Raw genomic sequence first — 20,544 nt, forward strand, 5'->3', positions numbered from 1 at the left:
GTTCAGGGTTGCAGCATAAACTGCAAATACTTACGTAAGACCGACCAGCCGGCGGCATGCCGGCTCCGAACACTGCCAGGAGCTCCAAGATGAACCTCAAGACCATGCTGGGCATTCCCCTCGCCGCCTTCGTGGCCGTAGCAGCCATGAACCCGGCCGACGCCGCCGTCCTCAAGCGCGCCGATGGCATCTACGTGCGCTGCGACCAGTGCGGCACCGTGACCTCGATCGAACACAATGTCACCCAGGGCCGTGACCACGGCACCGCCGGCGCCATCCTCGGCGCGGTGGCCGGTGGTGTATTGGGCAACCAGATCGGCAAGGGCAACGGCCGCAAGATCGCCACCGTCGGCGGCGCGGTGGGCGGCGGCTTCGCCGGCAACGCCATCGGCAAGGGCGGCGGCAGCGAAAGCTGGACCCTGCGTCTGCGCATGGGCAACGGCTCCATCAGCAACGTCACCATCGCCGATGCCTCGGCGGTGCGCGAGGGCGACATCGTGGCGGTGGATGAGAAAGGCAACGTAACCCGCGTGCAGTAACCCTTCGCATATCCCCTGGAAGGCCGCGGCGCCATGCACCGCGGCCTTTTTTGATTCAGGGTGTGCGTGTCTGATTCGAAACCTTTTCAAGGCACGCTTGAATGAGGGAGTCGCGTGCGTCGCATCGTGAAAGCTTCTGATCCAGGCGATCGACTTTGGACGTCGACATATACAGATCATTCCTGGCGTCGTTGCGTTCCTCCATCTGCCGCGCCGCTCCCTTCGAGGCCTCCCGGGAAAGTCCGGGCGACTTGGAATAAGCCCGGTTTATTCGGTAGAGCTCGAGTCGATCTTCTTTCTTCTGCTCGGTGGCTCTGGCCAACCTGGCAGCAACGTCGCCTCGTTTCTCGTTCGCGGCCGCCCTGAACGCACCAAGTTTGGTTTTGTCTCCCGTCTGCATGGCGCGGACAATCGCCGCCGCCCTGGAGCCTTCGGTCACAAATACCTTAATTCTGGTCAGGACGTTACTTACCGAGCGTACGTTTCCATCAAATCGTCCCTCACTCACCTTCCTCGCAAGGGCATTGGTGTAAACCGTTGCGGTCGCGGGTGCAGATGCGTAGCCCGTAGCGACGCTCACTATGCTCATTTGAATTCCATTTCGTGGTCGGTGACGGTCAATATCGTTACAACATCTATCCGACGCCGATATCACATATCGATCTGAGATGAAGGATCAGACGATACGCCTAGTCACCCTTTCCTTCCGGACTAATCAAGCCCACCAGCCGGTCGTAAAAGCTCCCCGGGCAATGTGCCGTTACCGGCACCACAAACACCTCCGGCGTGGCAAAGGCCCGGCACTTCATCCCGTCCTTGGTTGTCATCAGAACCGGATGCCCATCGCCGAAAACGATGTCGCCGGGAATGAAATCGTGGTGGTCGGGAAAGGGGTGTTCGATCACCTCGATGCCCCTTTTACGCAGACCCTGGAAGAATCGCCCAGGATTGCCAATGCCCGCCACGGCGTGCACCACACGGCCGCGGAAATACTCCAACAGCAAGTGCCTGGAGGAATCGACCAGCGACTGGGCCTCATTGCCGGTCAGCGACATGGGAATCTCATGAGCCCATGGCGTGCCGCCATTGCAGACGACGAAATCCACTGTAGCCAGGCGCGTGACTGGCTCACGCAACGGACCGGCCGGCAGAAGCCGGCCATTACCGAAACGGCGTGCGCCGTCGATCACGCAGATTTCCACGTCGCGGGCCAATCGCAGGTGCTGCAACCCATCATCTGCCACCACGACATCGCAACCGTGCTCGACCAGCAGACGTGCCGCTGCAGGACGATCACGGCCAACGGCGACCAGAGCGCCGGCTTGCCGCATCAGTGCCGGTTCATCGCCGTACTGGCGGGCCGTGGCGCCTTCGGGCAGCAGCGCAGGCTCGACCTGGCTGCCGCCATAGCCGCGGCTCACCACCCCGGGCTTCATGCCGCGCGCGCGAAGCTCATCCACGATGGCAAGCGTCAAGGGCGTCTTGCCTGTACCGCCAGCGGTGATGTTCCCGACCACGATCACCGGCACGCCTATTCGAACAGGCGATGCCTTGCGCGCGCGCGCCGAGGAAACGCTTCGGTACAAGGCTTCCAGCGGTAACGTCCACCACAGCGGCGGGAGGTCTGAGTACCAGCGCTGCTGCAGGCGCGTAGCCAGTGACATGGCGCTAGGCGTGCCGGGCGGCAGCCAAAGGCGCCGTTTCGCTGAACTGCATGCGATGCAATGCCGCGTAGGTGCCGCCCAGCACCAGAAGCTCGCTGTGCGTACCCAGTTCCACCACCCTGCCATGGTCCATCACGGCGATCTGGTCGGCGTGTTCGATGGTGGACAGGCGATGGGCGATCACTAGCGTGGTGCGGTCGCGCATCAGGCGCTGAAGGGCATCCTGGATCAGGCGTTCGGATTCGGTATCCAGCGCACTGGTGGCTTCGTCCAGCACCAGGATCGGCGCGTTCTTCAGGATCGCACGAGCAATGGCGATGCGCTGGCGCTGGCCGCCTGAGAGCATGTTGCCGCCCTGGCCGATCGGGCTGTGGATGCCGCCGGGGAGCTTTTCGATGAATTCCATGGCGTTGGCTGCTTTCGCAGCGGCGACAATGGCTTCTTCGCTGGCACCGGCCAGTTCGCCATAGGCGATGTTGTTGGCCACGGTGTCGTCGAATAACACCACCGACTGGCCCACCCAGGCGATCTGTTTGCGCAGGGATGCCAGTGTATAGGCCTGGTAGTCGTTCCCATCGAGGAGGATTTGGCCGACGGTAGGTTCATAGAATCGGGGCAGCAGACTGACCAGACTGCTCTTGCCGCTGCCCGAACGGCCAACCAGGGCCGTCACCGTGCCAGGCTTGCAGGCAAGATCTACACCGCGCAACGCCTGGTGCTGATTACGCGGATACACCAGTTCCACGCCCCTGAATTCGATGTCACCGCGGGTACGGTCCAGTATCTGCGTGCCTTCGTCTCGCTCCGGCGGCGTGTCGATCACCTCGAAGAGATCTTCGGCTGCCGAGAGGCCTCGCTGCATGCTCGATTGAACACCGGCCAGACGCTTCAACGACGGCAGCATCGAGCCCATGGAGGTCAGTACCACCATGAAGATGCCAGGGGTGATGGTGGACAGGACAGTCGGCCGCGTAGCCAGGAACACCAACATGGCCAATGCCCCCGCACCCACGGTCTGGATGGTGGAGCTGGACAGCGCGCTGGTGGAGGCAATCTTCAGGTTCAACCGGCGCGCCCGTTCGGCCACCTCGAAGAACCGTGAGGTCTCGCGTGCCTGACCGCCGTAGATGCGAACCTCGCGGTGCGCACCAACCGATTCCTCCACAGCACTGGTAACCGAACCCATGTTTCCCTGGATGCGTTTACTGATGCGCCGATAGCGCCGGCTTACCACGGTGACGATAACGCCCACGCAAGGCACCAGCACCAAAAGCGACAAAGTGAGGTAGGCATTGGTCGTGAGCATCACGATCAGCATGTAGATCACCATCAGGCCATCGGTGATCGCTGTCTTGAGCGAGTCCGTCGCGGCCTGTGCCACCTGTTCGCTGGTGAACGTGATGCGTGAGATCTGGTGTCCGGAGGCCTCGGCGCCGAAGAACGTTGCCGGAAGCCGCATGTAGGCGTCGAAAACATCCTGGCGGATGTTCTGCACCACGTGCCGTCCAATATACGAGATGCCGTAATCGGTGGCGTAGGAGGCAAATCCACGGATGATGAAGAGCCCGATGATCCAGATCGGCATCCAGAAGATCCAGAACGCACTCTTGTTGGTGAACACTTCGTCGACGATGGGCTGCAACGACTTGGTAAATAGCGCCAGGCACGCAGGATCGATGATCATGCCCAGGATGGCCACCGCCGCCACGCTCTTGTAGCGCGAGGAATAACCCAGCAGCCGCTTGTAGATGACCCAGCTTTCCTTGCCGAAAGGCAAGGTTTTCTTTGCGTCGTTCACTTGCCCTGCGCATCCTGCGTGGGCGTGGTGGCGATGGAAAGCTTCGAGAAACCCAACTGGCCCAGTGCATCCATGGCCGTCACCACATTCTGGTTGGCGGTGAGCGCGTCGGCGCGGATCACCACCGGGCGGTCGTGGTCGCCGTTGGCCACGCGGGCGATGGTTTCCTTCAGCGCCCCGATGCCCTGCCCCTGCACTTCGTCGCTGCCGACGTAATAGTGCCCTTCGCGGTCCACCACGATGGTCAGCGCCTGCGAAGCGGGATCCCGTGCCTCGGCGCTGGCCTTGGGCAGGTTCACCTGCAGGCGCGAATGCTGCACGAAGGTGGTGGTGAGCACGAAGAACATCAGCAGGGTAAGCAGCACGTCGATCAGCGAGATCACGTTGATCTCCACGTCGTCGTCGCGCCGGCCGTTGGTCAGTCGCATCGGATTATTCGGCTGGAATGGTAGCGGCGGCAGCGCTGCGGCGGCGCGGTTTGGGCAGGGAGAGGTCGTCGAGCAGCGCCGTGGCCTGCTTCTCCATGTCCACGATATAACCGCCTACCCGCGAGCGGAAATAGCGGTGCAGGACATACGCCGGGATCGCTACCACCAGGCCTGAGGCGGTACAGATCAACGCCTCGCCGATGCCGCCGGCCATCTTGGCCGGATCGCCCACGCCGCCGCCCATGACATCCATGAACATGCGGATCAGCCCGATCACCGTGCCGAGCAGGCCCAGCAGCGGGCCGATCAGGGCGATGGTGCCCAGGGTGCTCAGGAATCGCTCCAGGCGGTGCACCACGTGGCGGCCGGTATCCTCGATGCGCTCCTTGATGAGTTCGCGGGGACGGTCGCGCACGATCAGTGCGCCGGCCAGCAACTCCCCGAGCGGGGAACCCTCGGCCAGGGCCTGTACGTGTTCGTTGTCCAGCTGGCCCGAACGGGCCCATTCGCGCACTTCCTCGCCCAGCCCCGGCGGCAGCACCGAGGCCCGGCGCAATGTCCAGAAGCGCTCGAGCACGATCGCCAGCGCCACGAGCGAGCAGATCAGGATGGGCGTCATCGCCCAACCACCAGCCAACAGGATTTCCAGCACGGCAAACGCCCCGGGGGGTTATCAAAGTGTCCAGGGCGGGATGATAGCAGGACGCCGCCGGACACAAGGCCGGCGGCGTCCTGACCCGTTACTTCGCGCTGGGCGCGAGCAGTTCGAGCTCGGCGATGCCGGTGCGGCGACCACCGTTGAAGGTGAAACGGTAATACGCGTACGCCGCGGGTTTGGCCACGGCAAAGGCACGTGTGAGACGCGCCCAGGCGAAACGCTCTCCCGAACGGCTGTCCACGGTGGTCCAGGTGACGCCATCCATCGACCCCTGCAGCGACCAGTTGAACGGAGCGTCCAGGGCTCCGGGCGACGTGATCGTGTAAACGGCAACGGCCGCGGGTTTGTCGAGCTTGTAGTTGATGTTGCTGGTGGCTTCGGGGAGCTGGTAAGCCGAGGCCGAATCGTCATCGGCCAGGGCGGCGAGCAATTCCGGCGTTGCGCCATCGGCGCTTAGGCTCGCCTGCGAGGACACATCCACCAGTGGCGCGGGCTTCTGTCCTTCGGATGAGATCGACGCCGGCAACGCATCTTCGCCCGCGCCCCACTTCGAGGGCTTCGGCCCCATGGTGAAGTCCAGCGTGGCGCCGGCGGCAAGCAATGCATGCGGCAGGGTGAGCTTCGTCCAGGGCTGGCCGTTGACGTTCAGCGACTGCACGTAGCGGTTGGTGTCGCTCACACCCGGTGCGTTGATCGATATCTGCTTGCCTCCTTCCAGGTTCAGCGTCATGTGTTCGAAGCGCGGCGCGCCGACCACGTATTCAGGCGTGCCCATGCGCAAGGGATAGAAGCCGGCGGCACCGAACACCCACCACGCGGACATCTCACCGTTGTCCTCGTCGCCGGGATAACCCTGGCCGATCTCGCTGCCCACGTACAGGCGGCTCATCGCATCGCGCAGCTTGTCCTGGGTTTTCCAGGGCTGTCCTGCTTCGTCGTACATGTAGATGATGTGGTGCGAGGGCTGGTTGCTGTGGCCATACTGGCCCATGCGCACATCGCGTGCCTCGAGCATCTCGTGGATCACGCCGCCGTAGTCGCCCACGTCGAAGGTTCCCTTGGCCGAGAAGAACGCATCGAGCTTCTTGCCGAGCTTCTCGCGCCCGCCATAGAGCGCAGCCAGTCCCGCGCCATCCTGCGGCGCGTGGAAGGCCATGTTCCAGGCGTTGGTCTCGGTGTAGTCGCCACCCCAGCGGGTGGGATCGAAGTGCTTCTTGTCGAAGCGCCAGCTTCCGTCGCTGTTTCGGCCCACGAAGAAACCGACGTCCGGATCGAAAAGATGCACGTAGTTCAGCGCACGGCTGCGGTAGTACACAGCGTCGTCCGCGTAGCCCTTGTAGCGGCGGTCCTCGGGCGGGTTGGCTGCCAGTTCGCGCGCCAGGTTGCCGATGGCGAAGTCGTTGATGTAACCATCCATCGACCACGACAGACCTTCTTCCACCGACCTGTCGGTGTAGCCGTTGAAGAGGCTGCGGCCTATGCCCTTGCGCCCCGCACCGGGCACGGGGCTTACCACTGCGGAATTCTTCAGCGCCGACATATAGAACGCAGCCACATCGAAATTACGCACGCCCTTCAGGTATGCATCGGCGAACGCGACGTCCGAACTGGTGCCGACCATCAGGTCCGCATAGCCCGGCGACGTCCAGCGGGCAATCCAGCCGCCGTCGCGATACTGCTGCACGAAACCGTCGATCATCTCGCCCGCGGTGTGCGGCGTGAGCAAGGTATAAGCCGGCCACGCCGTGCGATAGGTATCCCAGAAGCCGTTGTTCACATACACCTTGCCGGGCATGACCCGTGCGCCGGTGTGAAGCTGGGTATTCCCGCCCACCTGCGGGCTGAATGGGCTGGCATAGCTATAAATGGGGTTGGCGCGTGTGCCGGTGTTCTCGTAGCCGGAGTTGGGATAGAGGAACAGGCGGTACAGGTTCGAATACAGCACGACTTTGTCGTCGCGATTGGGCGTGTCGATCGAGGCAACCCCCAACTGCTGGTCCCATTGTGCGCGGGCGCGTTCGCGGACAGTCTCGAACGTGTCGTCGGCGGAGATCTCCAGATCCAGGTTTTTCTTCGCCTGCTGCACCGAGATCAGCGAGGTGGCGATGCGCATGTTCACCGCGCCACCGTGTCCCACGTCGAAGCCGAACCAGCCCGCGGCATCTTCGCGCTCACTGCCTTCGAAAGTGCCCGAGGAAGTGACGGGACGATCAAAGCGCGCGTAGAAGAACATCCGCGTGGCGCCGGTGGACAACCGGCTCTTGCTGTCCGACCAGCCGCTGATGGCGCGGTGGGATTTGTCCAGCTCGATGCCATTGTTGGCATCACGGTTGTCGAACACCAGCTGGGCCGCGTTGCCCGGGAAAGTGAAGCGCATGATCGCCGCATGGTCGGTGGGCGTGATCTCCGCGGTGACGCCTGAGTCGAAATGAACCTGGTAGTAGTCCGGCTGGGCCACTTCGTTGGCGTGGTCGAACGACATCGCCCGCGCGGCGCGATCGATGACCGGTACGCCGCTTGCGATCGCCGGCATCACCTGGAAGGTCTGGCGATCACCCATCCACGGGCTCGGCTCGTGCGACAGCGAAAACGCCTCGATGCGCGGGCGATTGTCATCGCCGTTGCGCTCGGCGTATTGGTAGATCCAGTTGGAGCCCGCATTGGTGGTGGGCGTCCAGAAATTGAAGCCATGCGGCACGGCCACGGCGGGGAAATTATTGCCCCGCGAGAACCGCCCGTTGGCATTGCTGCCGCGGCGCGTGTCGACGAAATCAGTCGGGCGGGAGGACGGCAACACCGGCGCCGGCGCCACGGCGACGTCATCAAGATACCCTTCCACCGGCGATCCATCGTTGTCGTCGTGCACCAGGAACACTTTGCGCAGGTGCCGCCCGGCAGCCACACGGCCGATATCCACCGACACCGCATTCCACTGATCGGGGTAGAGGATGCGCGCCTCGCCCTGGGCGAGAGCCTGGGCTGGTGTGCCATGGCTATCAACGGCACCGAGCGTCGAAAGGCGGCTGCCGTCGTCGAATTCCAGGTCCACGGCCACGTAGGTGGCCCCATTGTGCAGGTCGTCGGGCTTTGAACGCGGGAACACCACGTATGACAGCCGGCTGGTGGACGATACCGGCGCATCCACCGCGGCCAGCAGCACTTCACTTTTACCCTTCACATCACTGGTGTAATGCAGCGAATGCAGGCCACTGAAGCCGACGCCGGGCTTCGCGGTGAGTGCCGCCTCCTTCGGCGGGCCGCCGGTGACTTCCGCATGCAGGGTGCCGGGCACCGCTGGTGACGGCTGCACCTGGCCCGGTTCGAAGGAGGTGTGGAAGCCTTCTTCGACCTGGGGCGATGGCGCCTGGGCGATGGCCGGGACCGCAAGACCCAGGAGGACCGATGCGGCCAGGACGGTATTTGCGCGGCGGAGTGGGCTGCCAGATGCCATCGATCTTCAATCCCCTTCGGTGGTAGGCATCCCTCGACGCCTATTTAAATCGCTCTAAATTTTCATTGTCAATGAGCGCTGCAGCATGGGACATCGAGCGCAGGTCACCGGGTTATATACAACAGCTGGCCCGATAACGCGACCTTCTGGCCACCTTTCGATCCATACTGCCACGATCTAAATTCCAGGTAGTCAAAGCCACCCTTCATTCCCGCCACCAATGACGAACGTCGCGGCGCCAGCGCATTTCAATGACCGGTGGCCGCCCGGCGGGCAAATGGATACCGACGGCGCCGTCGCTGGCGGTGTTGGACATGTCCACGGCATGCCGTTGCAAACGGGCAACCACATCGCGGTGAGGGTGGCCAAACCGGTTTCGCCATCCTGCCGAGACGATGGCATGCGTGGGCTCGAGGGCCCGCAGGAACCCCTCGGAAGTGGCGCTCGCGCTCCCGTGGTGGCCGGCGACCAGCACGGTCGGCGGCCCTGCACCCACCTTCTTTGCCAGGGCCGGCTCCACCGCCTTGCCCGCGTCGCCCGGCAACAGCAGGCGCCCTGCATCGGTGGTCACCAGCAGTACGCACGAGCGGTCGTTGGCCGGCCCTGATGCCGATGCTGGCCAGACGTGGAACTGCACGCCGTCCCATGTCCAGCGCGATTCCACGCATGCATCGGCACCCCGCCTTGTGCGGCGGGGTTCGCCGCTCATGCGCCGCGCCGCCGGATACGCCATGGCCACCGAGGCTTCGCCCCCGGCATGGTCGATATCGCCATGGCTTAGCACCAGCAGGTCCAATGTCTGCACGCCGGACGCGCGGAGCGCCGGTACCACCACCGCGGCTCCGAGGTCGTATCCCGAGCGAGATCGAGGGCCTGCGTCTACCAGCACCGCATGCGACCGTGTCTGCACCAGTACCGAGAGACCCTGCCCCACGTCCCATGCCCACGCGCGCGCCGCGCCTTCGACAGGACGGTCCACCGGCGGCCAGACCACCGCTGCCAGTGGCAGCAACCCGAGCCACCGCCGTGGCCAGCCACAAGGCGTGCAACACCACAGCGCCCCAGCCATGCCCAGCGCCACCATCGCCGGCCCGCTGCCGGCGAGCAACCACTGCCCGTGTGGCACCCGCGCGAACGCCTTCAAGACCCACCAGATAGCGTCCATGCCGAACGCGGCCAGTTGCAGTACGGGCGTGGCGGCCGCTTCCACGCCATGGAGCATCAACGCACCGGCCAGGGTCAAGGGCACCACCACGACGCTGACGAAAGGTGCCACCACCATGTTGGCGAGCAAGCCCACCAGCGACCATTGGCCGAAGAACGCCACGCTCAGCGGCATCAACGCCAGCGTCATCAGTACCTGCATGCGCAGCAGCTGCGCGAACCAGGCACGCACACCGCGCCGCCCGGCCCCAAGCATGCCCACCAAAAGGGCAACGCCAGCGAAGGAAAGCCAGAAGCCGGCGGCGAGCGGCGCCATGGGATCGACCAGCACGATGGCGGCCAGGGCCATGGCCAGTACATGCGACGGCGCCACATGACGACGGCGCGCATGGGCGAAGGCGACGATGCAGACCATGATCGTGCTGCGCACCGCCGGCAGGCCGGACCCGGCCAGCATGCAATACGGCAATACCAGGACCACGGCGCCCATCGCCTGCGCAACCTGGCGCGGCAGATAAAGTCCCAACGTGGGCCATGCACGCCATGCCAGACCGGCAAACCAGGCGGCGAGAAGGGCAGCCATGCCGGTGTGAAGGCCGGAAATCGCCACCAGATGGGACGTTCCGGTGACCCGCGCAAGATGCCAGTCGTCCTCGCCAAGGCCCCGTGTATCACCCACCGCCAGGGCCAGCACCAGGCGTGCTGCGTGCCGGCCGCCCAGCCGCTCCGCCACCGTCTGGCCAATCGCCTCGCGGATGCCATCGACGCAGCGCATCGTGCCGAGCTTGCGGTTCAATGGACCATCGCGCACATACCCGACGGCATCGATGCCGCGCACCACCGCCATGCGTTCGGCATCGGCCCCCCCGGGATTGGCCAGTCCCCGCGGACGCTTCAGCCGCAGCAGCAACTGCCAGCGCGAACAGGCAGGAGGTGCCTGCACCGGGCCGAACCACGCCACCCGCACATTGCCCTGGAAGGCGTTTGCGTCGAGGTTGCGTTCAATGTCGAAGACGAACCCGACGCTGTCGTGGTTGCGCACCGGAAGACCCGTCACTCGACCTTCGACCAGGAAGTCACGGCCCTCCAGCGCCAGTGGCAGACGTGCCGACATCACATGGGCCCCGGCCATCGCTGCCACCGCATACCCGAGCATCGCCAGGCCCGCCATGGCGACGATACGTGCGCGGAATGCGTCATCGATCCAGCGTTGCGATACCCATGACAGGATGCCCATGGAGCCGACGACAACCGCCACATACATGGACGGCAGCCGCGGCGATGCCTGCAACACCAGATTGCCGGAAAACACGGCCAGGGCCACGACAAGCCAGGATATCGACGGGCGCATGGTGGCGTCCACACGGGAAACCACGAGGCTGCTCCCATGTGCCGGTGGCGTCTGCCGGAAGCCTGCTCAAACGGGTGTGGGTGTCGCCTTAAGCGGCGACGTGCGGATGCAACTCGCCGTTGGAAAGTTCGAGCGTGCGATCCATGCGCGCGGCCAGGCGTGGATCGTGGGTGACCAGGATGAAACTGGTACCGATCTCGTGGTTCAACTCAAGCATCAGCTCGTACACCTGCGCTGCGTTGTGCTCGTCGAGGTTACCGGTGGGTTCGTCGCCCAGCACGCAGGTCGGCCGCGTTACCAGCGCGCGCGCCACGGCGCAACGCTGGCGCTCACCTCCCGACATCTCCGAAGGGCGATGCCCCATGCGCGCGGACAGCCCCACGCGTTCAAGCAATACCTGCGACTGCTTCGTCGCTTCGGTAATCGACACGCCGCGGATCAGCAGCGGCATGCACACATTCTCAAGCGCGGTAAATTCCGGCAGCAAATGATGGAACTGGTAGATGAAGCCCAGCGAGCGGTTTCGCACGCGGCCACGTTCGGCGTCGGATAGTTTCGACAGCACGCGGCCGTCCACTTCCACTTCACCGCCGCTCAATGTGTCCAGGCCGCCGATGATATGCAGCAAGGTGCTTTTGCCCGAACCCGAAGCGCCGACGATGGCCAACGTCTCGCCCTTGCGCAGACTGAAACTGACATTGGAAAGCACGCCCGTGCGCAAGTCGCCTTCTTCGTAGACTTTGGCGACACCCGTGGCGCGCAGCACGACGGGGGCTGAAACGGCGTCATTCATAGCGAAGGGCCTGCGCCGGCTGCGTGCGCGAGGCGCGCCAGGCCGGATAGAGCGTCGCCAGCAAGGCGAACAGGAAGGTGATCAGCGATACCCAGAAGACATCGCGGGGCAAAAGCTGGCTGGGAAGCTCGCTGATGTAGTACACGTCCGGCGACAGGAAGGTGACCCCGGTGACGGTTTCGATCCACTTGACGATCCCGGGCAGGTACGCCGACAGCAGCGAGCCTATCCCCACGCCAAAGACGATGCCCACCACCCCCACCAGCAAGCCCTGCACCATGAAGGTGCCCATGATCGACAGCGGCGTGGCGCCCAGGGTGCGCAGGATGGCGATATCGGCTTGTTTGTCCGTCACCAGCATCATCAGCATCGAGACCAGGTTGATCACCGCCACCAGGATGATCAGCGAGAGGATCACGAACATCACCTTCTTCTCCATCGAAATGGCGGAGAAGAAATTCTGGTGGCTGTCGTACCAGGTGGTCACGCTGTAGACCTGCCCGAGTTGGTCCACCAGTTCCGCCGCCACCGGCCGTGCGTTGAACATGTCGTCCAGGCGCAGGCGGATGCCGGTGGGGCCGTCCAGATCTGACAGTCGCTCGGCATCGTGGATATTGATCAGGGCGAGGTTGGAATCGAATTCCTGCATGCCCAGTTCGAAGATGCCGCTGACATGGAACTGGCGGATCGTCGGCAGCGATCCGGATACCGGCGACGACCGGAAATTGGGCACCACCACGGTGACGCGGTCGCCCACGTTCACACCCAGGTTCTGCGCCAGCTCCTTGCCCAGCACGATATTCCAACTATGGTCGGTAAGATCGGTGAGCTTGCCTGCGACCATTTTCTGGTCGATGTTGGAAACCTTCGGTTCAAGCGACGGCTCCACGCCGCGTACCTGCGCACCACTGGAGCGCGGGCCCTGCATGAACGACTGGATGTCCACATAGGGCGCGGCGCCCTTCACGTGTGGATTGCCGTCGGCGATGTGCACGGCGCGCTGCCAGTCCTGCACCGTTTCGCCCACACCCGAAACGGTGGCGTGGGAAATAGCGCCCAGGATGCGTGTGCGCAATTCCCGGTCGAAGCCGTTCATCACCGACAACACCGTGATCAGCGCGATCACGCTGATCGAAATACAGGTGATGGCCACGGTGGAAATGAACGAGATGAACTGGTTACGGCGCTTGGCCCGGGTGTAACGCAGGCCGATGAATAATTCGAGGGGTCTGAACATGCGGCTCAATCGCGGGCGATGGGTGGTGAAGCATCCGGCATCGGAGTTGCGTCACCGCACCGGGCAGAGTGCCCGAACGCGCCGGTGGCGGCAAGGTATCAGCGTGGATGCTGGCCGGCCAGGCGTATCCGCAGGTGGCGCCAGGTATCGGCCGGGAGGTCGGAGGCGGTGAGCAAAAGGGTGCGCCTGCCATCCGGGCCGGCCAGCCGCAGTACGATCACGCCGGCGAATCGGGCATGTCCAACAAGCCGGGCGTCCTTCCGCTCCCTGCCTGGCAGCACCCATGACCACCGGCCGTCACCGTCCCAGGCCACCTGGAAGGGCCCCCGGAGCGGTCGCCAGGTGAGCCATCCGGCCAGGGCGACCATGACAAGGGCAATCCGGACGGCGTCGGGCAAGCCGCTGGCACCCATGCAGCCGGCCGCGACCAGCGTCATCGCGCCTACCACCATGCGCATACGCAGCGACGGCGAGTAGTCAAAGTCGATGTCGGGCGCGGATCTCATCGATGATGCGGGCGAAGTCGTCGCGCCCTGGCTTTCCATGTCCCATCACCCAATCCCAGAGGTCCGGATCCTGGACGTCGAGTAGTTCGTCGAATGCCTTGCGGGTGGCTTCATCGGCGGTGGCGAAACGTTCGTCCAGCCAGCCGCCGAACAGCGCGTCCAGTTCGCGTGTACCGCGACGGGCGCGCCAGCGCAGGCGGCGGATGATGGCTTCGTCCATCGCCTGCGTGTCCCGCTTTAAGCCGAACGGCGCTGCACGATCAGCTTCTTGATCTCCGCGATCGCCTTGGCCGGATTCAGGCCTTTCGGGCAGGTGCGCGCGCAGTTCATGATGGTGTGGCAACGATAGAGTTTGAACGGGTCTTCCAGGTCGTCCAGGCGCGCACCGGTATCTTCGTCGCGGCTGTCGACGATCCAGCGATAGGCCTGGAGCAGGATGGCCGGACCCAGGTAACGGTCGCCGTTCCACCAGTAGCTGGGGCAAGAGGTGCTGCAGCAGGCGCACAGGATGCACTCGTACAGGCCGTCGATCTTCTTGCGGTCTTCCGGCGACTGCAGGCGCTCCTTGTCGGCCGGCGCCGGGCTCTGCGTGCGCAGCCATGGCTTGATCGAGGCGAACTGGGCGTAGAAGTGCGTAAGGTCGGGAACCAGGTCCTTCACCACCGGCATGTGCGGCAGCGGATAGATCGGCACCACACCGCCGCTGCACTCATCGACCGCGCGGGTGCAGGCCAGCGTGTTGGTGCCGTCGATGTTCATTGCGCACGAGCCGCAGATGCCCTCGCGGCAGGAACGGCGCAGGGTAAGCGTCGGATCGATCTCGTTCTTGATCTTCAGCAGCACGTCCAGAACCATCGGGCCGCAAGCGGCCATGTCCACCTCGAAGGTATCGGTACGCGGGTTCTGCCCGTCGTCCGGATTCCAGCGATAGACCTTGAAGGTACGGGGCTGCTTCGCCCCGGGGGACGCGTGGTGCTTACCGCCCTGGACCTTGGAATTTTTCGGTAGCGTGAACTCGGCCACGATTGCCTCTCCAGATGACGGTTGTTTAGTAGACGCGCTTCTTCGGCGGCACGACCTCGACCTCGTCGGTCAGGGTGTACATGTGCACCGGACGGAAGTCGAAGCGGCTGTTGCCGGCTTCGTCGATCCACACCAGGGTGTGTTTCTGCCATTCGTGATCGTTACGGTCGGGGAAGTCCTCGCGCGCATGGGCGCCCCGGCTTTCCGGACGCTGCTGGGCCGAGTGCATGGTGGCCACGGCCTGGTCGAGCAGGTTGGCCAGCTCCAGCGTTTCGATCAGGTCGGAGTTCCACACCAGGGAACGGTCGCTCACCGCGACGTCCTTGAACATGTCGTGGACCTCGGAGATCTTCGTCGAACCCTCGTCGAGCGACTGGCCGGTGCGGAATACCGCGGCGTCGCTCTGCATGGTCTTCTGCATGGCCGCGCGGATCTCGGCCGTGGGCTTGCTGCCCTTGGCGTAGCGGATGCCATCGAAGCGGGCCAGGGCCTTGTCCAGCACATTGGCCGGGAGGTCCTTGTGGGCGGTCTCCGGCTTGATCAGCTCGGCGCAACGATGCGACACCGCGCGTCCGAATACCACCAGGTCGAGCAGCGAGTTGGAGCCCAGGCGGTTGGCTCCGTGCACCGAAACACAGGCAGCCTCGCCGATGGCGAACAGCCCCGGCACCACGGCATCGGGATTGTCACCCTGCTTGGTCACCACTTCGCCGTGGTAGTTGGTGGGGATGCCACCCATGTTGTAGTGCACCGTCGGCAGCACCGGGATCGGCTCTTTGGTGACGTCGACGCCGGCGAAGATACGAGCGGATTCGGCGATGCCCGGCAGGCGCTCGTGGATCACTTCCGGCCCCAGGTGCATCAGGTTGAGATGGATGTGATCCTTGTGCTCGCCCACACCACGGCCTTCGCGGATCTCGATGGTCATGGCGCGACTGACGACGTCGCGCGAGGCAAGATCCTTGGCGCTGGGCGCATAGCGCTCCATGAAGCGCTCGCCTTCGGAATTGGTGAGGTAACCACCCTCGCCGCGCACGCCCTCGGTGATCAGGCAGCCCGCACCGTAGATACCGGTGGGATGGAACTGCACGAACTCCATGTCCTGCAGGGGGAGGCCCGCCCGCAGCACCATGCCGCCGCCATCACCGGTGCAGGTGTGGGCGGAGGTGGCACTGAAGTACGCGCGGCCGTAGCCGCCGGTGGCCATCACCACGGCATGGCCGCGGAAGAAATGCAGGCTGCCGTCATTCATGTCCAGCGCCAGCACACCGCGGCAGGTGCCGTCGGTGTCGAAGATCAGGTCAATCGCGAAATATTCGATGAAGAACGTGGCGTCATGCGCGAGCGCTTGCTGGTAGAGCGTGTGCAGGATGGCGTGGCCGGTGCGGTCGGCCGCGGCGCAGGTGCGCTGCGCGGTGCCCTGCCCGTAATGGGTGGTCATGCCGCCGAAGGGTCGCTGGTAGATCTTGCCTTCCTCGGTACGCGAGAACGGCACGCCGTAGTGTTCCAGTTCGATGATCGCCGGGATGGCCTCGCGGCACATGTATTCAATGGCGTCCTGGTCGCCCAGCCAGTCCGACCCCTTGATGGTGTCGTAGAAGTGGAAACGCCAGTCGTCTTCACCCATGTTGCCCAGCGCGGCGGAGATGCCGCCCTGCGCCGCGACAGTGTGCGAACGGGTGGGAAATACCTTGGTGATGCAAGCGGCCTTCAGGCCCTTTTCGGCAAGGCCGAAAGTGGCGCGCAAGCCCGCGCCGCCGGCGCCGACCACGATAACGTCATACTTGTGTTGCTGGACCTTATAGGCTTCCATCGATCAGCTTCCCAACGCGATACGCAGGACGGCGAACACGCCGGAAATAACGCCCGCCACGGCGAGCAGTTTGATGACGATCATGGATGTCACTTCCACCCAGCGGGTGTGGACGTAGTCTTCGATCACCACCTGCAGGCCCAGCACCGAGTGCCAGAACGCCGCCACAATGAAGGCAACCATCAATATCGCGTTCCAGGGACGCGCGATCGACGCGCGCACAGCCTGGTAATCGTGGCCAAGCAGGCCCAGCACCAGCACCACGAACCACAGCACCAGGAACACCAGCGCGATGGCGGTCAGGCGCTGGTTCCACCAGTGGCCGACGCCCTCCTTCGCCGAACCCAGGCCGCGGGCGCGTTGCAGCGGATTGCGAAGATCGCGGCTCATGCGGCGCCTCCCATGAACACATAGGCCCAAGTGGCAAGCGTAAGCACCAGGGAGCCGACGATCGAGAACCAGCTGGCCTTGATGAAGGTACTGATGGCGTAACCGGCGCCGGCATCCTGGTACAGGTGGCGCACGCCATTGATGAAGTGGAACCAAAGTGCCCAGGTCCAGGCGAAAAGCAGCGCCAGGCCCAGCGGCGAGGCCGCGACGGCATGGAAGCTGGCCCAGGCATCGGGCCCGATCGAAATCGCGATGATTCCCCACAGGATCACAAGGCTACCCACCGCAAGGGCGATGCCGGTGGCGCGGTGCAGGATGGACGTCACCATCTGCGACTGCCACTTGTAGATCTGCAGGTGCGGTGAAAGAGGTCGGGTGGTCTGTGCCATGGCGGCTATCCTGGGTGGAATCGCTTGACGCCCTCCCCGACCACCTCATCGACCCATGCGCAACAGCCAGCCATTCAGGGGCCGGCGATGCCCTCAGAAGTCGATGCAGCGTCCATTCTTTTCCCAATCGCCGTAGCGCGTGGGATCAAGCGGTGGACGCTCTTCCTGTTTCAGGGCCGGTACCGCGGGTGCGGCACCCTGGCCGGTTTCCACGACCGTGGATTCCGGGGCCTGGGCAGGAGGGGCAGACGTGTCAGGCATGGTTTTCAAAGCCTGCGAATGTTAAACCCTGTGCAACCGCAGCACAACACGAGGGGGCTGGATTGCGCCCGGACACGCCCTAACATCCCCACGATGCAGAGCTCATCGATACCCGCGTCCCTCCTTAGCCTGGACGGTCCCGACGCCGCCGCCTTCGCCCAGGCCCAGTTTTCCTCCGACGTGGCGGCGCTGGCCCCGGGGCAATGGCAATGGAGCGCATGGCTCGACGCGAAGGGACGCTGTCGTGCTTTCCTGCAGCTGGCACGACCGGACACCGACAGCTTCACTGCGCTGCTGCGCGGCGGAGATGCGATGGCCATGGCCCAGGACCTCAAGCGCTTCGTCTTCCGAGCCAAGGTGCGCATTGCCGTCACAAGCAACATCGAAGTGATCGACGGCCCAGCACTGCCCGACGGCTCCATCACTGTCGATGAAGAAACAGGTATCATGCTGGGCGCTGGCCTGCGCAGTTGGCACATCGTGGACACAGCACGCGCGCACGTGGACGAACACGCCACGCGCGACTGGATCGAACAGGACATCAACGCTGGGTTTGCATGGTTGCCTGATGCAGCCATCGGCGAACTGCTACCCCAATCACTGTCCTTCGAGCGCCTGGGCGCCGTCAGTTTCAACAAGGGATGTTTCCCGGGACAGGAAATTGTCGCGCGCATGCACTATCGCGGCGCGGGCAAGCAGCACATGCATTCGGTGAGGTTCGACACGATTGCTTCATCTGGTGCGACATTGCGCCGCAACGACACTTCCGTCGGCATGGTGTTGAACACGCATGTCGTGGAAGGCGCCACCAAGGCGCTGGTGATTCTGAACGATAGTTTTCTTGGCGATGAACGCTCAGGCATGCTCGATGTCCAAGACATTCAGGCGAACCTTGCATTGCTTCATACATGGCCACATTGAATAGATCGAAGGTCATGTGCTGATAACGCGTATACACAAATTTCATCCATGGTGCAGCACAAATCAGTTCACGCATGTTGTGAGCCTTTGCTGAACAAGATGGCCTTTGCACTTGCCAATGTGATGCATCCCCCACTAGGCTCCGCCGATCGAATTTGGGTAACGGCGTAGCGCCCCGTTACATGACGCGACGAATCGACTGGCAGTCGAATCGGCGCGACCCGGCTTGAAGCCGGTGACAATCCGCTGTGGTGCGCCGCCATTGTTTCACGTGCAGGCCGCCCAACTTACAACAGCGAAACGCATTCCCACCGGGCTCGGACACCCGGCGTGATAGTCACATGTCGTGACGCCCGCAAACCAGTTGATCGGCGAGCGGTCAATCCAGGTGGCCACGGCCTGCCAGCCGTCCACCGCTACACGTTCAAGGCTGCGTCATCCGCCTTCAACGGAAAGCAAGTTGGAGGCAGAACGAATGAAATTATCGATGTTGCTTTGGGTGGCGTCCGTCCTCCCGCAACACCTCGCCGACCAGACGTGCCTGGCGACGACGGTTTACCTGGAGGCACGTAGCGAGTCCACCATCGGACAGTATGCGGTGGCGGAAGTCGCGATGCGGCGCCGCGACCGCAGCAATGAAGGCACATCGGTGTGCGATGTTGTCAGCGCACCACGCCAGTTCGCCATCAGTACCACACCCAAGACGTTTGAAGTAACCGATCTGACTGCCTGGCAGAAGGCATGGAAGATCGCCGGCGATTCCATCGACAACTGGAACCTGCCAAAGAGCCAGCGACTGGTCTATGTTCCCCGCGCAGACCACTTCGCCACGACCTCGGTAAACACCGCATGGTCACGCAACAGGGTGACGACGATCGGCGAACACGCCTTCTACGCCGTCAACTAGCTTTACCCCCAAACCCAAGCAAAAGAAAAGCCCTCCTTGCGGAGGGCTTTTTGTTTGGACGTCTGGACGTCCGTTATATCTAGCGGCGGAAAACGTGCCCGTCGCGCACTTCAACGTAGTCGCCGCGGCGTACCTGCGGGTCCTCGCGCTGGGTAACGGTGGCAGTGCGGCCATCGTCGAGCCTGACCACGGTCTGGAAGCCCACGTCGTCGCCCGACTGGTTCTTGCCCACCGCGTTGCCGACGAAGCCACCGGCCACGGCGCCGCCGACGGTGGCCGCGGTGCGTCCGTCGCCATGGCCCACCGTGCTACCCAGCACGCCGCCGATCACGGCGCCGAGGATGGCGCCGCCAGGAGACGACTGTTTGCGCACATACACCTGCTGGATGTCATCCACCACGCCGCATTGGCCGCAACCGCGCGGGGCTTGCTGGTACACCACTTCGCGGCTTTCGTAGCGGCGATGAGGCTGCTCGACGCAGGCAGACAGGCCGACGCAGGCCACGGCGGCGGCAAGCACGATCCGGGTGACGACTAGGGTATTCATGGATTGAATTCTCGCTCAAGGTTGGCGGGAGGGTCGGGAAAATCAACTATTGGGCCGTCTGGCGCGGATCACGTGCATCGGATACCGACACCACGCCCTCCTGGACCTCGACCCGGTCGCCCGGGTCATGGTCCATGCGCACGGTGCGGGAGACGCCGTTGTACTGGTACTTCACGTCATAGGCGACGACCTTGTCGCTAGCCTGCCCCACCGTCTGGCAGCGGCGCTGCACCGATTGCGTGTAATTGTTTGCCTGGCGGTTTTCCTGGATGCGCTTGCCGGCATAACCGCCGCCGACTGCGCCCGCCACGGTGGCAAGCGTCCGGCCATTGCCATGGCCGACCTGGTTGCCGAGCAAGCCGCCAGCCACCGCGCCGATCGCGGTACCTGCGAACTGGTTGGGATCCTTCACCGGCACATGCCGGTTCACTACCACATCGTGGCACTCCTGCTGCGGCTGGGTCTGCTCGCGGACCGGGTCCACACTCACCACCCGGGCAAACTTCGAACCGGCTTCGCCCACGGCGGCGTCGGCATCGCGGTTGCAGCCGGCGACGCCAAGGGCCATGGTCGCGCCAACGGCGAGATACAGGGTCGACGTCATAAGGGACTTCATGGATCACTCTCCTGGTTTAATCAGCCAGACCGGTCACGGCCCCTCGCCGTGCCGGTGGGCACGCTGCCATTGAACGTTCGGCATACTG

Annotated in this window: 21 protein-coding genes; 3 read left to right on the top strand and 18 right to left on the bottom strand. The window is 63.8% G+C overall.

Going from position 1 to position 20,544, the window contains the following annotated elements:
- Positions 1-89 precede the first annotated feature (89 nt).
- Positions 90-539 carry a glycine zipper 2TM domain-containing protein gene (locus tag VGM61_RS11065; RefSeq protein WP_331522867.1) on the top strand — a complete coding sequence of 150 codons (450 nt, stop codon included), beginning with the start codon at positions 90-92 and terminating at the stop codon, positions 537-539.
- A gap of 55 nt (positions 540-594) precedes the next feature.
- Here the strand turns inward: VGM61_RS11065 and VGM61_RS11070 are convergent, their stop codons facing one another.
- The 16 genes from VGM61_RS11070 to VGM61_RS11145 all read right to left on the bottom strand — a co-directional run bounded on the left by VGM61_RS11070 (position 595) and on the right by VGM61_RS11145 (position 17,465).
- Positions 595-1,128: a hypothetical protein gene (locus tag VGM61_RS11070; RefSeq protein ID WP_331522868.1), complete on the bottom strand. Its 534-nt coding sequence runs from the start codon at positions 1,126-1,128 to the stop codon at positions 595-597.
- A 100-nt stretch (positions 1,129-1,228) separates the two neighbouring features.
- On the bottom strand, positions 1,229-2,203 hold the full coding sequence (gene lpxK / locus VGM61_RS11075; protein WP_331522869.1) for a tetraacyldisaccharide 4'-kinase: 975 nt from the start codon (positions 2,201-2,203) through the stop codon (positions 1,229-1,231).
- Between the two features lie 4 nt (positions 2,204-2,207).
- Positions 2,208-4,001, bottom strand: a complete 1,794-nt coding sequence (msbA, locus tag VGM61_RS11080; RefSeq protein WP_331522870.1) for a lipid A export permease/ATP-binding protein MsbA — start codon at positions 3,999-4,001, stop codon at positions 2,208-2,210.
- The gene (locus VGM61_RS11085) at positions 3,998-4,429 is read right to left on the bottom strand and encodes a biopolymer transporter ExbD (RefSeq protein WP_331522871.1); all 432 of its coding nucleotides are present in this window, start codon (positions 4,427-4,429) and stop codon (positions 3,998-4,000) included. Before VGM61_RS11085 ends, msbA begins: the two co-directional genes overlap by 4 nt.
- A gap of 4 nt (positions 4,430-4,433) precedes the next feature.
- The gene (locus tag VGM61_RS11090) at positions 4,434-5,048 is read right to left on the bottom strand and encodes a MotA/TolQ/ExbB proton channel family protein (protein ID WP_331522872.1); all 615 of its coding nucleotides are present in this window, start codon (positions 5,046-5,048) and stop codon (positions 4,434-4,436) included.
- Between the two features lie 121 nt (positions 5,049-5,169).
- Complete coding sequence (locus VGM61_RS11095; RefSeq protein WP_331522873.1) at positions 5,170-8,538, bottom strand: GH92 family glycosyl hydrolase; 3,369 nt, start codon at positions 8,536-8,538, stop codon at positions 5,170-5,172.
- Between the two features lie 205 nt (positions 8,539-8,743).
- The gene (locus VGM61_RS11100) at positions 8,744-11,077 is read right to left on the bottom strand and encodes a DNA internalization-related competence protein ComEC/Rec2 (RefSeq protein ID WP_331522874.1); all 2,334 of its coding nucleotides are present in this window, start codon (positions 11,075-11,077) and stop codon (positions 8,744-8,746) included.
- 64 nt (positions 11,078-11,141) lie between these two features.
- Positions 11,142-11,846 (bottom strand): lipoprotein-releasing ABC transporter ATP-binding protein LolD, encoded by a 705-nt coding sequence (lolD, locus tag VGM61_RS11105; RefSeq protein WP_331522875.1) that lies wholly within the window; start codon positions 11,844-11,846, stop codon positions 11,142-11,144.
- Positions 11,839-13,083, bottom strand: coding sequence for a lipoprotein-releasing ABC transporter permease subunit (locus VGM61_RS11110; RefSeq protein ID WP_331522876.1), 1,245 nt, complete (start codon positions 13,081-13,083; stop codon positions 11,839-11,841). The genes lolD and VGM61_RS11110 overlap by 8 nt, the downstream gene beginning before the upstream one ends.
- 98 nt (positions 13,084-13,181) lie before the next feature.
- A complete protein-coding gene (locus VGM61_RS11115) occupies positions 13,182-13,589 on the bottom strand; it encodes a protein YgfX (RefSeq protein ID WP_331522877.1) in 408 nt (135 codons plus the stop codon).
- On the bottom strand, positions 13,561-13,809 hold the full coding sequence (locus VGM61_RS11120) for a succinate dehydrogenase assembly factor 2 (RefSeq protein WP_331522878.1): 249 nt from the start codon (positions 13,807-13,809) through the stop codon (positions 13,561-13,563). Before VGM61_RS11120 ends, VGM61_RS11115 begins: the two co-directional genes overlap by 29 nt.
- 17 nt (positions 13,810-13,826) lie before the next feature.
- The gene (locus VGM61_RS11125; protein WP_331522879.1) at positions 13,827-14,612 is read right to left on the bottom strand and encodes a succinate dehydrogenase iron-sulfur subunit; all 786 of its coding nucleotides are present in this window, start codon (positions 14,610-14,612) and stop codon (positions 13,827-13,829) included.
- A gap of 25 nt (positions 14,613-14,637) precedes the next feature.
- Entirely contained in the window at positions 14,638-16,425 is a 1,788-nt protein-coding gene (gene sdhA, locus VGM61_RS11130; RefSeq protein WP_331522880.1) for a succinate dehydrogenase flavoprotein subunit, read from the bottom strand.
- A 3-nt stretch (positions 16,426-16,428) separates the two neighbouring features.
- Positions 16,429-16,815: a succinate dehydrogenase, hydrophobic membrane anchor protein gene (gene sdhD / locus VGM61_RS11135; RefSeq protein WP_331522881.1), complete on the bottom strand. Its 387-nt coding sequence runs from the start codon at positions 16,813-16,815 to the stop codon at positions 16,429-16,431.
- Complete coding sequence (sdhC, locus tag VGM61_RS11140; protein ID WP_331522882.1) at positions 16,812-17,204, bottom strand: succinate dehydrogenase, cytochrome b556 subunit; 393 nt, start codon at positions 17,202-17,204, stop codon at positions 16,812-16,814. Before sdhC ends, sdhD begins: the two co-directional genes overlap by 4 nt.
- A gap of 93 nt (positions 17,205-17,297) precedes the next feature.
- Complete coding sequence (locus VGM61_RS11145; RefSeq protein ID WP_331522883.1) at positions 17,298-17,465, bottom strand: DUF1674 domain-containing protein; 168 nt, start codon at positions 17,463-17,465, stop codon at positions 17,298-17,300.
- A 93-nt stretch (positions 17,466-17,558) separates the two neighbouring features.
- On the opposite strand from VGM61_RS11145, the gene VGM61_RS11150 reads away from it, so the two are divergent.
- A complete protein-coding gene (locus VGM61_RS11150; RefSeq protein WP_331522884.1) occupies positions 17,559-18,386 on the top strand; it encodes a folate-binding protein in 828 nt (275 codons plus the stop codon).
- Positions 18,387-18,861: 475 nt separating this feature from the next.
- A complete protein-coding gene (locus tag VGM61_RS11155) occupies positions 18,862-19,293 on the top strand; it encodes a cell wall hydrolase (protein WP_331522885.1) in 432 nt (143 codons plus the stop codon).
- A 79-nt stretch (positions 19,294-19,372) separates the two neighbouring features.
- On the opposite strand, the gene VGM61_RS11160 is transcribed toward VGM61_RS11155, so the two are convergent.
- Positions 19,373-19,840 (bottom strand): glycine zipper 2TM domain-containing protein, encoded by a 468-nt coding sequence (locus tag VGM61_RS11160; protein WP_331522886.1) that lies wholly within the window; start codon positions 19,838-19,840, stop codon positions 19,373-19,375.
- A gap of 46 nt (positions 19,841-19,886) precedes the next feature.
- Entirely contained in the window at positions 19,887-20,456 is a 570-nt protein-coding gene (locus VGM61_RS11165; protein ID WP_331522887.1) for a glycine zipper 2TM domain-containing protein, read from the bottom strand.
- Positions 20,457-20,544 lie beyond the last annotated feature (88 nt).

The sequence above is a fragment of the Pinirhizobacter sp. genome (assembly GCF_036499745.1).
GTDB lineage: Bacteria > Pseudomonadota > Gammaproteobacteria > Xanthomonadales > Rhodanobacteraceae > Pinirhizobacter.

What these genes read in the sequence shown, in the direction of transcription:
- VGM61_RS11155 (WP_331522885.1), top strand. Translation starts at nt 18,862, where the DNA reads ATGAAATTATCGATGTTGCTTTGGGTGGCGTCCGTCCTCCCGCAACAC.
- VGM61_RS11090 (WP_331522872.1), bottom strand. Translation starts at nt 5,048, where the DNA reads ATGACGCCCATCCTGATCTGCTCGCTCGTGGCGCTGGCGATCGTGCTC.
- sdhA (WP_331522880.1), bottom strand. Translation starts at nt 16,425, where the DNA reads ATGGAAGCCTATAAGGTCCAGCAACACAAGTATGACGTTATCGTGGTC.
- VGM61_RS11120 (WP_331522878.1), bottom strand. Translation starts at nt 13,809, where the DNA reads ATGGACGAAGCCATCATCCGCCGCCTGCGCTGGCGCGCCCGTCGCGGT.
- VGM61_RS11095 (WP_331522873.1), bottom strand. Translation starts at nt 8,538, where the DNA reads ATGGCATCTGGCAGCCCACTCCGCCGCGCAAATACCGTCCTGGCCGCA.
- VGM61_RS11160 (WP_331522886.1), bottom strand. Translation starts at nt 19,840, where the DNA reads ATGAATACCCTAGTCGTCACCCGGATCGTGCTTGCCGCCGCCGTGGCC.
- VGM61_RS11070 (WP_331522868.1), bottom strand. Translation starts at nt 1,128, where the DNA reads ATGAGCATAGTGAGCGTCGCTACGGGCTACGCATCTGCACCCGCGACC.
- VGM61_RS11150 (WP_331522884.1), top strand. Translation starts at nt 17,559, where the DNA reads ATGCAGAGCTCATCGATACCCGCGTCCCTCCTTAGCCTGGACGGTCCC.
- VGM61_RS11165 (WP_331522887.1), bottom strand. Translation starts at nt 20,456, where the DNA reads ATGAAGTCCCTTATGACGTCGACCCTGTATCTCGCCGTTGGCGCGACC.
- VGM61_RS11110 (WP_331522876.1), bottom strand. Translation starts at nt 13,083, where the DNA reads ATGTTCAGACCCCTCGAATTATTCATCGGCCTGCGTTACACCCGGGCC.
- VGM61_RS11085 (WP_331522871.1), bottom strand. Translation starts at nt 4,429, where the DNA reads ATGCGACTGACCAACGGCCGGCGCGACGACGACGTGGAGATCAACGTG.
- VGM61_RS11065 (WP_331522867.1), top strand. Translation starts at nt 90, where the DNA reads ATGAACCTCAAGACCATGCTGGGCATTCCCCTCGCCGCCTTCGTGGCC.
- VGM61_RS11115 (WP_331522877.1), bottom strand. Translation starts at nt 13,589, where the DNA reads ATGAGATCCGCGCCCGACATCGACTTTGACTACTCGCCGTCGCTGCGT.
- lolD (WP_331522875.1), bottom strand. Translation starts at nt 11,846, where the DNA reads ATGAATGACGCCGTTTCAGCCCCCGTCGTGCTGCGCGCCACGGGTGTC.
- sdhC (WP_331522882.1), bottom strand. Translation starts at nt 17,204, where the DNA reads ATGGCACAGACCACCCGACCTCTTTCACCGCACCTGCAGATCTACAAG.
- VGM61_RS11145 (WP_331522883.1), bottom strand. Translation starts at nt 17,465, where the DNA reads ATGCCTGACACGTCTGCCCCTCCTGCCCAGGCCCCGGAATCCACGGTC.
- lpxK (WP_331522869.1), bottom strand. Translation starts at nt 2,203, where the DNA reads ATGTCACTGGCTACGCGCCTGCAGCAGCGCTGGTACTCAGACCTCCCG.
- sdhD (WP_331522881.1), bottom strand. Translation starts at nt 16,815, where the DNA reads ATGAGCCGCGATCTTCGCAATCCGCTGCAACGCGCCCGCGGCCTGGGT.